We start from the raw sequence: 12469 nt of genomic DNA, 5'->3' as shown, positions 1-12469 counted from the left end.
AAATGTTTTGGAGTCATTTTTAGCAATGATTTAAGCCTCAACACCCAATTTTTTCAACAGAGAGTCCAGTTCATCAAATTGACTAAAGCGGATTCTGAGCTCGCCGCCCTTACCCTTGAGCTTAAATTCTGCATTTAACCCAATCAAATCAGCGATTTCCTGGGTTAAACGACGCATATCTGGGTCGCGGCTTGGTGCGCCTGCTTCCAAATTGGTTTTGGCTTTTTTATCTCCAATTTGCCCTCCAGCACGCGCCAAGGCAGTAGACATTCTTTCAGCCTCTCTAACCGAGAGTCCTTGCGCAGCAATTCTTTGCGCCAAAGCTACCTGACTTGCTCCTGGCAGAGGGAGCAGCGCTCGTGCATGCCCCATATCAATATCGCCAGCTAAAAGCATGGCTTGTACTGGTTTTGCCAGTTGAATTAAGCGTAGCAAGTTAGTAATCGCACTCCGGGATTTACCCACTGCTTTTGCAGCCTGCTCATGAGTAAAACCAAACTCCTCGATCAATCTTGCCAAACCTTGTGATTCTTCCAGCGGATTTAAATCTTCGCGCTGCATGTTCTCAACCAAAGCCATTGCAGCGGCAGCCTGATCGTCGGCACCAGAAACTAAAACTGGCACCTCTTTTAATCCCGCTAATGTTGCCGCACGAAAGCGTCGCTCGCCCGCAATAATTTCGTATTTACCGGGGGCAACTAAACGCACCAATAGTGGCTGCATCACACCTTGCTCGCGAATACTGTCGGCCAACTCCTGCAATGCACTGACATCCATTTTTTGACGCGGCTGATATTTGCCGGCCTGTAATGCAGTCAATGGCAAGCGATTGATATCAGCAGTGTTTTCTTTTTGTGCTTTCTCACCAAGCAATGCCTCAAGCCCACGACCCAAACCTTTTTTCTTTATTGCAACCATAATATTTTTTGTTCCTAGGTTTTACATTTGCTGAATACGTTCAATCATTTCGGCACCAAACTCCAAATAGGCTTTGGCGCCACGCGATGATCTATCGAACACCACCCCAGGAAGCCCGTAGGAAGGGGCCTCAGCCAGGCGAACATTGCGAGGAATAATGCTTTTAAATACCTTATCGCCAAAGTGCTCAAGCAGCTGATCGGAAACTTGTTGCTGTAATGTCATGCGCGCATCAAACATCACACGCAATAAACCAATGATGACCAAATCTGGATTTAAATTCGCGTGCACCTGTTTAATCGTGTTGACCAAATCAGATAGGCCCTCCAATGCAAAATACTCGCACTGCATTGGGACGATCACGCCATTAGCTGCACACAACCCATTGAGCGTTAGTAAAGATAGGGCAGGGGGGCAGTCAATCAAAATAAAATCATAATCATTAGCAACGACAGCAAGCGCATCCTTTAATCTTTGCTCGCGAGAATCCAGATCTACCAACTCAATTTCTGCGCCTGCTAAGTCACGATTTGCTGGCAATACATCATAGCCAGAGCTCTCACAACGAACCGCAGATTCCTTCACCGATGCGAGACCAATTAGCACTTGATATACCGTGCTATTTAGATCCGATTTCTCAATCCCTGATCCCATCGTGGCGTTGCCCTGTGGATCTAAATCGACCAATAAAACACGCTGCTGATGTCCAGCTAAACCAGCAGCTAAATTAACTGCCGTAGTTGTTTTACCCACCCCACCTTTTTGATTAGCAATACAAAATATTTTGGCCATAGTTTTTTCTTAAAAAGGTCGTGCTTTAAAGGGGTAATTTTCTCACGGGGGATAAGACTAAAAGCCGGCGCTCCACCGCTAAATTTGGGATTTTTAAGGGCACATCAGCCACCAATCGCCAGTCATCCATACAAACATCCTGCAACTCTTCGTCTGCGCGCTTGGCCTTCATAGCAAATACCAGGCCTTCGGGCTTAAGCAGGGGCAGGGACAACTCCAAAAAATTGGCAAGATTGGTAAATGCTCTTGAGATCACAGCATCAAACTGTCCAGACTGGTTTTTCCCAACCACCTCAACGCGCTCACTTAACACCTGAATATTCTTTAGGCCCAACTTACCGCGTACATGCTGCAGAAACGCTGTCTTTTTGCGGATGGCCTCAATCAAGGTTAAATGCCAGCCTGGTTGCAAGATTGCAATGGGTATGGCTGGCAGACCGCCACCCGAACCAAGGTCTGCAATACTCGGACCGGGGTCCGTCAAAAATTGACGCATAATTGGTAAAACAGTAATAGAATCAATAAGATGCAGACGTATAGAGTTTTGCTCGCCTTCAATTGCTGTTAAATTGTGCACCTGATTCCAGCGGCCCATTTCCTGTAAAAACAATTCTAAATCAGCAATATTTTCTGGGTTTAGGTTTAATCCCAAATCTTCAATCCCCAAGGAAACCAACTCATTATTCATGAGCCGCTTCTTGCGTTCGGCCTAAGCCTTTTTTAAGATGCACTAATAGTAAAGATAGCGCTGCGGGCGTTACCCCAGAGATTCTGCCAGCTTGGCCCAAAGTACCCGGCTTATGCAAATTAAGCTTTTGTTGCACTTCTTTAGATAAGCCCAGAACTTGGGTGTAATCCAGCCACTCAGGCAGCGGGAAGGTTTCGTTATGCTCTTGCCGAGCAATCTCAACCGTCTGCCTATCTATATAACCTTGATATTTAATAGAAATTTCGACTTGGTCGCTGATTTGCTGAGCCAAACCCAGGTCATCATCTAGAGTTCCAGGGGACCACAGCCCCTCCGACAAGCTTGTTACTGCGCTATAAGTAATGCCAGGGCGCCTCAAGAGGTCAGCAACACTGCATTCGTGCGATAGATCCTGACCCAAAAGCTCAGAAACAGCCTTAGCTGAACCATGCTTTGGTCCTATCCAAATTTCTTGCAAACGTGATGTTTCACGTGAAACAGCCTCTTGTTTTCTACAAAAGGTACTCCAGCGATAATCATTAACCAATCCAAGCTCACGGCCGATCGTAGTTAAGCGCATATCAGCATTATCTTCACGCAAGCTCAGGCGATATTCTGCGCGACTAGTAAACATACGGTAGGGCTCTTGGACGCCTAAAGTAATGAGGTCATCAACCAGAACGCCAATATAGGATTCGCTGCGCTTAGGCAACCAAGGCTCCTTGCCCTGCGCAGCCAAGCCCGCGTTAATACCAGCAAGCATGCCTTGTGCGGCAGCCTCTTCATAGCCTGTAGTTCCATTAATCTGCCCCGCAAAGTAGAGGCCTGCAATTGCCCTGGTCTCCAGGCTATGGCGCAAATGGCGCGGATCAAAGAAATCGTACTCAATTGCATAGCCAGGACGCACAATCACAGCAGACTCTAGACCCCGAATGCTCCGAACTAAATTCCACTGAACATCAAAAGGGAGGCTGGTTGAGATGCCATTAGGATAAAACTCGTTCGTTGTTAATCCTTCCGGCTCCAAGAAGATTTGGTGGCTATTTCTGGAGGCAAAACGATGAATTTTGTCTTCAATTGAAGGGCAGTAGCGGGGTCCAACCCCCTCAATCACGCCCGTATACATCGGGGAGCGGTCTAAACCACCTCGAATAATGTCATGGGTTTGCTCATTAGTATGAGAAATCCAGCAGGGAACTTGTTTTGGATGTTGCTCCGGACGCCCTAAGTAGGAGAAAACTGGGACAGGGTCTAAATCCCCAGGCTGCTCTAGCATTACAGAGAAGTCAATGGTTCGCCCATCTATCCGCGGCGGAGTGCCCGTCTTTAATCTTCCCTGAGGAAGTTTTAACTCTTTTAATCTTGCGGATAAAGAAACTGCGGCCGGGTCACCAGCTCGACCGCCGGCATAATTATTTAAACCAACGTGAATCTTTCCATCCAAGAAGGTTCCAGCAGTTAGCACCACCTTCTTAGCCATAAACTTCAAGCCCATTTGGGTAAGAACACCCTGAACCTCATCCCCCTGAACCAATAGGTCATCTACAGCTGCCTGAAAGAGGGTAAGATTTTCTTGATTTTCTAGGCGGTGGCGAATAGCTGCCTTATATAAAACCCGATCGCCCTGGGCACGGGTTGCACGCACCGCCGGCCCCTTACTCGAATTAAGGATCCTAAACTGAATACCAGCCTCATCCGTAGCCGCTGCCATTGCACCACCCATGGCATCAATCTCTTTAACTAAGTGGCCCTTACCAATACCGCCAATGGAGGGATTACAGCTCATGGCACCTAAATTCTCAATACTATGGGTAATGAGGAGGGTATCGCATCCCATGCGCGCAGCCGCAAGCGCAGCTTCAGTTCCAGCATGACCGCCGCCAACCACAATGACATCGAAGTTTTTTGAATAACGCATGATTTGCCTCAGATAGGGCGATGATCATAGCATTTTGTAGGTTTCACGTGAAACAAATGTGACTATTAAACAAAAATATTAATAGTTAACAATATAAGCTATTGATTTAATTGACTATTTATAAAAATTATAGGTTCACGGGATCCACAGTAAACCCAAGCAATACAAACCCAGAAATGAGTACGGCGCCGAAGCGCCGTACTAGAAGCCATTAAGAACAATCTAAAATCAAGTCTTACTCTTGAAAAAGTGAGCGATTTCACCAACAACACCACGACGAAATGCCAAAACACAAATTACAAAAATGAATCCGGTTGCAATCGTGCTCCAAGACCCAATATTCGCCAAGTAGTTCTGTAAGCCAACCACGATGCCAGCACCAACCACTGGACCAAGAATGGTTCCCATGCCGCCGAGCAAGGTCATTAGAACCACCTCGCCAGACATATGCCAATGAACATCGGTCAATGTCGCCAACTGGAAAACCAAAGTTTTTAAAGATCCAGCCAGACCAGCAAGGGCTGCTGAAATCACAAAGGAAATTAATTTAAAACGATCAACATCGTAACCAAGAGAAATCGCGCGCGGCTCATTTTCGCGAATGGCTTTTAAGACCTGGCCAAATGGGGAGTGAACTGTACGCAAAATTAAAGCAAAACCAATTAAGAACACAGCCAATACAAAGTAATACATGCTCACATCATCTTTTAGATCAATGAAGCCAAGCAACATTCCACGGGGCACACCCTGAATACCATCCTCACCACCGGTAAATGGAAGTTGAACCGCCAAGAAGTAAACCATTTGCGAGAGTGCCAAGGTCACCATTGCAAAATAAATGCCCTGCCTACGAATTGCCAAGGAGCCAATGAGGAGGCCCAGTGCCGCCGAGCCCAAAACGCCTAATGCAATACCAAACTCGGGTGATAGTCCCACCTCTTTGCAAAAATATGCAGTAATGTAGGCTGAGGTTCCAAAGAATGCGGCATGACCAAATGAGAGTAGGCCAGTAAAACCCAGCAGCAAATTAAAGGCGCAAGCAAAGAGGGCAAAGCACAAGACCTTCATTGCAAACACTAAATAGATAAAATCCTGGAATGGCATAAGTAGGGCAATGCACACCAAGATGCCATAAATTAATTTTGTTTTTGAGTTCATACTTATTTCTCCCGGCCGAAGAGTCCAGCGGGACGAATGAGCAATACGATTGCCATGATCACAAAAATAACCACGCCAGATGCCTCTGGGTAAAATACTTTAGTTAAGCCTTCAATCAAACCTAAGGCAAGGCCAGTCAAAATAGACCCCATGATTGAGCCCATTCCACCAATTACGACCACAGCAAAAACAACAATAATTAAATTCGAACCCATCAGTGGATTCACTTGAAAAATAGGCGCCGCTAAGACACCAGCAAAACCAGCAAGGCCTACACCATAGGCGTAAGCCAAAGAAATCATCAGGGGAACATTAATACCAAACGCTTGAAGTAATTTTGGATTCTCAGTGCCCGCGCGAAGATAGGCGCCTAACTTGGTTCTCTCAATTACATACCAAGTCGAAAAGCAAACAACCAAAGAAACTACAACCACCCACAAGCGATATTTAGGCAAAATAATACCGATTGATTCTAAGGGGATGGCACCTTGTAATATTTCAGGAGCAGGATAGCTCTCACCAGAAATTCCATACCAATGACGGAACATGCCCTCGATAATTAAAGCCAAACCAAAAGTCAGCAAAAGACCATAAAGATGATCCAGGTGATAAAGGCGACGAAGCATGGTTCGCTCCAAAATCAAGCCAAAGCCGGCCATGACCAAGGGCACAAGAATTAATGCAAACCAATAATTAATAGAGAACTCAGGAAAGCCAAACCACTGGCCAACTTGAGTTAAGCCAATCCACGCAACAAAAGCACCCATGGTGTACTGGGCGCCGTGCGAGAAATTAATGATGTTGAGTAGGCCAAAAATAATAGCCAAGCCCAAGCTCAAAATGGCGTAGAACGAGCCATTAATAAGCCCCACCAAGAGCTGGGCAACCAGCCCTTGTGGGGTAATTCCAAGAAGTTCAAACATACTTAATTAAGATTCGATTACTTGTTGGTAACCAGCTTACATCTTGACAATGAAAGTGGTTGGGTTGCTTCGGCAGCAGGAATCACCGCACGGACGTTGTAATAATCCCATGGGCTCTTCGAGTCAGAAGGCTTCTTCACTTCTAGTAAATACATGTCGTGCTCAAACTTACCGTCAGCGCGGATTTTTCCCTTAAATAGACCATCATCAATGTTGGTAGATTTAAGAGCCTTCATTACAGCTTGAGTATCGTCAGTGCCCGCTTTTTGAACCGCAGTCAGGTAAGCAAGAACTGATGAGTAAACACCGGCTTGAACACTAGTAGGCATGCGTTTGTGTTGCAAGATAAAGCGCTTAGAGAATGCGCGTGTCTTGTCATCTTTATCCCAGTAGAAACCTTCGGTTAAATACATACCTTGTGCAGCATTTAAACCCAAAGAGTGGACATCAGAGATAAACATAAGCAAAGGAACAACGGTTTGCTTTTTATTGATGCCAAACTCTGAGGCCTGCTTAACAGAGTTAATGGTGTCTTGACCTGCATTTGCCAGAGCTACAACATCAGCACCACTAGCTTGGGCCTTGAGGAGGTAGGACGAAAAATCGCTATTTGGGAATGGGTGCTTACTTGTACCCAAAACTTTACCGCCATTAGCAGTAACAACGTTAGTAGCATCTTTTTCTAGGGCTGCACCGAACGCATAGTCGGCGGTAATGAAGTACCAGTTCTTTTTACCCTGCTTGACCACTGCCTTACCTGTGCCGTTTGAAAGGGCATAAGTGTCGTAGGTCCAATGAACGTTGTTGGCAGTACATTTCTCGTTGGTAATTGGCAAAGAGGCCGCACCAGAAACTAAAGTAATTTTATTTTTTTGTTCTGCAACTTCCATAACAGCCAAAGCAACGTTGGTTGATACCAACTCAACAATCACATCTACACCATCTTTGTCGTACCATTCGCGAGCCTTGTTTGCAGCGATATCAGCTTTGTTTTGATGGTCAGCGCTAAGCAACTCAATTTTTTTACCAAGAACTGTGCCGTCCTTAGAAAAGTCAGCGATTGCCATTTTGGCTGCAATAACAGCACCAGGGCCAGCCAAGTCTGAGTAAGTTGAAGATAGGTCGGTTAAGACGCCAATCTTAATAACATCGCCACTAGTTTTTGATGCTTGCGCAAACGCTGGATTAGAACCAAATATGGTTGCCGCCACCAGACATGCGGTAATTTGCTTTAACTTCATTTTTGTCTCCTATAAATAACCACTAAACACCAAGATACTCGTTTAATAAGCTCGCTTTTTCGGTAAGCTCGTTTTGATTTACAACCTCAACCACGTTGCCGTGTTCAACCACATAATGCCTATCCGCCAAAGGTGCAGCAAAACGGAAGTTTTGCTCCACCAACACAATGGTGAACCCTTTATTGCGCAAACTTGTAACCACCTCACCCAACTTTTGAACAATAACCGGCGCCAAACCTTCGGTAATCTCATCTAGCAATAGAAGTTTTGCACCTGTTCTGAGAATGCGCGCCATTGCCAGCATTTGCTGCTCACCGCCAGATAATCGTGTACCCGGGCTGTTGCGCCTCTCATAGAGATTAGGGAACATTTCATAAATCTCATCTAAACCCATGCCGCCAGGGGCAATCTCTGGCAATAGCATCAAATTCTCTTCGGTACTTAAGCTTGCAAAAATGCCCCGCTCTTCTGGGCAAAAACCAACACCCAGGCGAGCAATTTGGTAAGTTGGCATAGTGATGGTTTGTGCGCCGTACACCTCTACCGAACCAGTTCTTTTGCTGGTTAAACCTAAAATAGTCTTTAGGATGGTGCTACGGCCGGCACCATTGCGGCCCAGTAAGGTAACAACCTCGCCGTCACGAACAGCAAAGTTCACACCATGAAGGATATGGGACTCCCCATACCAAGACTCTAGGTTTTTAACCTCCAATGCCATGGTGCTCATATGGTGTCAGCCCCCTGACTTCCCATATAAGCCTCAATTACCAAGGGGTTGTTTGAAACTTCTTGGTAAGAGCCCTCAGCCAAGACGGAGCCGCGCTGTAGAACGGTAATCCGGTCGGCGATGGAAGAAACTACCTTCATATTGTGCTCCACCATTAAAACGGTTCGGCCTTTAGCAACTCGATCAATTAACTCTGTAACACGCTCCACATCCTCATGCCCCATTCCTTGCGTCGGCTCATCTAATAGCATCAATTCGGGCTCCATAGCCATGGTGGTGGCTATTTCAAGGGCTCTTTTACGGCCATAGGCTAGATTTAATGTGTCTTCATGAGCAAAGTCGGCCAAGCCAACCTCACACAAAAGTTCTTCGGCGCGCTCATTAAGCACGTTGAGTGAGTCCCCAGATTTCCAAAAATGAAACTCTGTACCTAAGCCTCGTTGCAGTGCAACACGAACATTTTCCAAAACACTTAAGTGTGGAAAAACAGCAGATATTTGAAATGAGCGAACAACCCCGCGCCGAGCAATCTGAGCCGGCCTCTCTTTGGTGATATCAAACCCATTAAACAAAATCTGACCACTGGTGGGTTCTAAAAATTTTGTAAGGAGATTAAAGCAGGTTGTTTTGCCAGCCCCATTGGGCCCAATCAATGCATGAATGCTTCCCCGAGCGACATCTAAATTGACGTCACTCACCGCAGAAAAACCTTTAAACGTTTTTCCAAGACCAATTGTTTTTAATATTGTTTCTTGCAATCTCAAGTCCCCAAACCCATAGATGGGTAAGTGTTTGAGAATACCCTAAGAAAATCTCTAGCAATATAGCGATAACCCTAAAAGAAGGGGTTATCTATTAATTTGTCTTGGTATCTTTTAAGAAAGTTTGGATGGCAGATTTAGCGGTTTCATCTAAGACATCCATGGGAACTCTCTGCGAACCCTGAACGATCATCAATGCATAAGGCTTCGCAAGGGCTGATGCCTCTATACATAAATGTAACTCCTCGCCTGATGCAGGCGACTGGCTACGCCAATAATTAATAGCAGCCTCTAAATCCTGAATGGTAATAAACAACATAGTCAAAAAAGTTTATTTCTTATCGAGAGACAACATCGTGCCCCGACATTTTTTGGCGCCGCAGCGGCATTCATAGTCTTTTTTCATTTGTTTGGTGATGCGCCCCTCAACCCCAAGAGAGTAGTCATAAAAAAGCTCCTCATCTGCCTTGAGATCGCGCTTCGCGTAAACAAAAACACGCGCATCGCCATTAAAGCTGTCCTCGCGGGTTTCACAACTAGGTTTACAGGAGTGGTTAATCCAGCGCGCAGCATTGCCACCATACTTCGCATCAATACACCGGCCATCCTCTAATGAAAAATAGAAGGTGTGATTGGGGTCTTTTGGATCGTGGGGGTGGCGCTTCTCAGCCAACTTCCAGCTGATACGCTCGCCCTTGTACTCAATAATTGCATCACCCTTTTTAATTGGTTTCGCAGCAAAGACACCTCTCCCATGGATGGGTGAAGATTTCACGACAATACGAGATCGATCAATTTTTGGTGGTGATAATTTTTTTTTGCTCATCTAGAATCACACATCAAGGTTTCGGGCAATTAAGGCGTTCTTCTCAATAAAGGCGCGGCGCGGCTCAACCTCATCACCCATAAGAGTAGTAAAGACCTGGTCTGCAGTAATGGCATCTTCAATTTTTACTTGAAGCAGGGTGCGCGATGCAGTGTCCATGGTTGTTTCCCACAACTGTAAAGGGTTCATCTCACCAAGGCCCTTATATCGTTGACGGCTAAGAACGCGCTCAGCTTCGGAAAGCAACCAAGCAAAGGCAGCCCTGAAGTCTTGAATGGACTGTTCTTTTTGATTTTTATCCGGATCACCGCGACGAACTTTTGATCCCGGCAATACTTTTCCAGATAAAACGGCAGCAGCATTCGATAAGCTTTGGTAGTCATCACCATGAACAAAGTCTGAGTTAATTGCAGACAACTTTAAGTTGCCATGAATACGGCGAGACAATAAAAGTTTATAACGGTCTGTGCGCTCCTCTTTTTGCACAATAATTTCTGGTGGTAGTGCTAGCGGGTTTAAGGCGCTATTAAGTGCAGCTCGCAAACGTTCTGCGGATTCTTGTGCTGAATTTTCAGTATCTAAGTTCAATTGCGTACCAGAGGCAATAGCGCGCAGAGCATCTTCGTCAATATTGCGCGACAGGCGATCAACAATTGATTGGATTACTTGGTAGTGTTTAGCAAGCTCACCTAGTGCGGCACCCTCAATAATCTCTCCTATAGGGGTTTGAAGTGATGCGGACTCTAAGGCAATTTTTAATAGAAGTTGATTAAGTTCAACATCATCTTTAATGTATTGCTCGTTCTTGCCAAACTTCACTTTATACAAAGGTGGTTGAGCAATGTAGATGTGGCCACGCTCAATTAACTCCGGCATCTGCCTGTAGAAAAAAGTAAGTAATAGTGTGCGGATGTGGCTACCGTCAACGTCCGCATCGGTCATGATGATGATGCGGTGGTAGCGTAGTTTGTCAGCTTTGTATTCTTCTGCACCAATACCTGTACCAAGAACGGTAATTAAAGTAACCACCTCTTGGCTCGCCAACATTTTATCGAAGCGCGCTTTCTCGACGTTTAAGATTTTTCCTTTAAGGGGAAGAATTGCTTGGAAGCGTCGATCACGCCCCTGCTTCGCAGAGCCTCCCGCGGAGTCTCCCTCGACAATAAATAATTCAGATTTGGTGGGGTCCTTTTCTTGGCAGTCTGCTAATTTTCCAGGGAGCCCTAATCCATCTAGCACGCCTTTTCGGCGCGTCATATCCCGAGCTTTGCGTGCTGCTTCGCGAGCACGCGCAGCATCTACAATTTTTCCACATAAGATTTTTGCATCAATTGGGCGCTCTTGAAGATATGCGCTCAAAGCTTCTGCAACAATCTCCTCTACTGGTCCACGAACCTCACTGGACACCAACTTGTCTTTTGTTTGGCTTGAGAATTTAGGCTCTGGAACTTTGACAGATAAAACACAGGCAAGTCCTTCGCGCATGTCTTCACCAGAAATTTCTACTTTTGCCTTTTTAGCTACCTCATGCTCATCAATATATTTATTGATAACGCGAGTCATGGCTGCACGTAGGCCAGTTAAGTGGGTGCCACCATCACGTTGAGGAATGTTATTGGTGAAACAGAGAACCTGCTCACTAAAACTATCATTCCATTGCATTGATATTTCAGCGGTAATATTGCCGCCCAAGTCTGAAGGACGAAGACCTTCTGCATAAAAAATGTTAGGGTGTAAAACATTTTTGGTTTGATTAATGTACTCAACAAAGCCCTTAACACCACCCGAGAATGCAAAATCTTCTTCTTGACCAGAGCGCTGATCAATTAATTTAATGTGCACACCATTATTTAAAAATGAGAGTTCGCGAATGCGCTTTACTAAAATCTCATAATGAAAATCCACATTTCCAAAAATAGTCTCATCTGCTAGAAAGTGAACCTCAGTACCAGATAGTGCTGTATCACCAGTAATGGTGATGGGAGAAACAGCAACACCATCTTCTTCTTCAATATTGCGGTTTTGAATAACACCATGTGCAAACTCCATGTAATGCGCTTTACCATCTCGACGAATGGTAAGTTTTAACCATTTAGAAAGTGCGTTTACGCAACTAACGCCAACTCCATGTAAGCCGCCAGAAACTTTATAACTATTTTGATCGAACTTACCACCCGCATGTAACTCGGTCATCACAATCTCAGCGGCACTTCTTTTTGGCTTATGTTTGTCGTCGTATTTAATGCCTGTTGGTACACCACGCCCGTTATCAACAATAGAAATAGAGTTATCTGTTTGGATGACTACAGTAATCTCAGAACAATACCCCGCGAGCGCCTCATCAATAGCGTTATCTAAAACCTCAAAAACTAGATGATGTAGGCCAGTTCCATCGGAGGTGTCCCCGATATACATTCCTGGGCGCTTACGAACAGCTTCAAGACCTTCTAAGATTTGGATCGATGACGCACCATACTGCTCTACTACTTTTTTTTTCTTCAGTCATTTTTTTCTAAA

Annotated in this window: 12 protein-coding genes; all 12 read right to left on the bottom strand. The window is 45.3% G+C overall.

The genetic code is table 11. The annotated features are described in order from the left end of the window. Positions 1-30: 30 nt before the first annotated feature. Positions 31-921 (bottom strand): ParB/RepB/Spo0J family partition protein, encoded by an 891-nt coding sequence (locus CBI30_RS01890; RefSeq protein ID WP_169711241.1) that lies wholly within the window; start codon positions 919-921, stop codon positions 31-33. Between the two features lie 18 nt (positions 922-939). Further along, positions 940-1710, bottom strand: coding sequence for a ParA family protein (locus tag CBI30_RS01885; RefSeq protein WP_088526641.1), 771 nt, complete (start codon positions 1708-1710; stop codon positions 940-942). 25 nt (positions 1711-1735) lie between these two features. Further along, on the bottom strand, positions 1736-2398 hold the full coding sequence (gene rsmG, locus CBI30_RS01880) for a 16S rRNA (guanine(527)-N(7))-methyltransferase RsmG (protein WP_088526640.1): 663 nt from the start codon (positions 2396-2398) through the stop codon (positions 1736-1738). Further along, positions 2391-4316: a tRNA uridine-5-carboxymethylaminomethyl(34) synthesis enzyme MnmG gene (gene mnmG, locus CBI30_RS01875; RefSeq protein ID WP_088526639.1), complete on the bottom strand. Its 1926-nt coding sequence runs from the start codon at positions 4314-4316 to the stop codon at positions 2391-2393. Before mnmG ends, rsmG begins: the two co-directional genes overlap by 8 nt. A gap of 228 nt (positions 4317-4544) precedes the next feature. Further along, positions 4545-5474 (bottom strand): branched-chain amino acid ABC transporter permease, encoded by a 930-nt coding sequence (locus CBI30_RS01870; RefSeq protein ID WP_088526638.1) that lies wholly within the window; start codon positions 5472-5474, stop codon positions 4545-4547. Positions 5475-5476: 2 nt separating this feature from the next. Then, positions 5477-6397: a branched-chain amino acid ABC transporter permease gene (locus tag CBI30_RS01865; RefSeq protein ID WP_088526637.1), complete on the bottom strand. Its 921-nt coding sequence runs from the start codon at positions 6395-6397 to the stop codon at positions 5477-5479. Between the two features lie 17 nt (positions 6398-6414). Then, entirely contained in the window at positions 6415-7638 is a 1224-nt protein-coding gene (locus tag CBI30_RS01860) for an ABC transporter substrate-binding protein (protein WP_088526636.1), read from the bottom strand. 22 nt (positions 7639-7660) lie between these two features. Beyond that, positions 7661-8365 carry an ABC transporter ATP-binding protein gene (locus tag CBI30_RS01855; RefSeq protein WP_088526635.1) on the bottom strand — a complete coding sequence of 235 codons (705 nt, stop codon included), beginning with the start codon at positions 8363-8365 and terminating at the stop codon, positions 7661-7663. After that, positions 8362-9129 carry an ABC transporter ATP-binding protein gene (locus CBI30_RS01850; protein ID WP_088526634.1) on the bottom strand — a complete coding sequence of 256 codons (768 nt, stop codon included), beginning with the start codon at positions 9127-9129 and terminating at the stop codon, positions 8362-8364. Before CBI30_RS01850 ends, CBI30_RS01855 begins: the two co-directional genes overlap by 4 nt. A 91-nt stretch (positions 9130-9220) precedes the next feature. Next, on the bottom strand, positions 9221-9445 hold the full coding sequence (locus tag CBI30_RS01845; RefSeq protein ID WP_088526633.1) for a DUF3717 domain-containing protein: 225 nt from the start codon (positions 9443-9445) through the stop codon (positions 9221-9223). 12 nt (positions 9446-9457) lie between these two features. After that, complete coding sequence (locus CBI30_RS01840; protein ID WP_088526632.1) at positions 9458-9952, bottom strand: SET domain-containing protein; 495 nt, start codon at positions 9950-9952, stop codon at positions 9458-9460. 6 nt (positions 9953-9958) lie between these two features. Beyond that, a complete protein-coding gene (gene gyrB / locus CBI30_RS01835; protein ID WP_088526631.1) occupies positions 9959-12454 on the bottom strand; it encodes a DNA topoisomerase (ATP-hydrolyzing) subunit B in 2496 nt (831 codons plus the stop codon). Positions 12455-12469 lie beyond the last annotated feature (15 nt).

The sequence above is a fragment of the Polynucleobacter aenigmaticus genome, assembly GCF_002206635.1.
Taxonomy (GTDB): Bacteria; Pseudomonadota; Gammaproteobacteria; order Burkholderiales; family Burkholderiaceae; genus Polynucleobacter; species Polynucleobacter aenigmaticus.
Note: the sequence above shows the minus strand (reverse complement) of the source record. Positions and strands in the feature narration are given on the sequence as shown.

What these genes read in the sequence shown, in the direction of transcription:
- CBI30_RS01855 (WP_088526635.1), bottom strand. Translation starts at nt 8,365, where the DNA reads ATGAGCACCATGGCATTGGAGGTTAAAAACCTAGAGTCTTGGTATGGG.
- CBI30_RS01860 (WP_088526636.1), bottom strand. Translation starts at nt 7,638, where the DNA reads ATGAAGTTAAAGCAAATTACCGCATGTCTGGTGGCGGCAACCATATTT.
- CBI30_RS01840 (WP_088526632.1), bottom strand. Translation starts at nt 9,952, where the DNA reads ATGAGCAAAAAAAAATTATCACCACCAAAAATTGATCGATCTCGTATT.
- CBI30_RS01885 (WP_088526641.1), bottom strand. Translation starts at nt 1,710, where the DNA reads ATGGCCAAAATATTTTGTATTGCTAATCAAAAAGGTGGGGTGGGTAAA.
- mnmG (WP_088526639.1), bottom strand. Translation starts at nt 4,316, where the DNA reads ATGCGTTATTCAAAAAACTTCGATGTCATTGTGGTTGGCGGCGGTCAT.
- rsmG (WP_088526640.1), bottom strand. Translation starts at nt 2,398, where the DNA reads ATGAATAATGAGTTGGTTTCCTTGGGGATTGAAGATTTGGGATTAAAC.
- CBI30_RS01865 (WP_088526637.1), bottom strand. Translation starts at nt 6,397, where the DNA reads ATGTTTGAACTTCTTGGAATTACCCCACAAGGGCTGGTTGCCCAGCTC.
- CBI30_RS01845 (WP_088526633.1), bottom strand. Translation starts at nt 9,445, where the DNA reads ATGTTGTTTATTACCATTCAGGATTTAGAGGCTGCTATTAATTATTGG.
- CBI30_RS01870 (WP_088526638.1), bottom strand. Translation starts at nt 5,474, where the DNA reads ATGAACTCAAAAACAAAATTAATTTATGGCATCTTGGTGTGCATTGCC.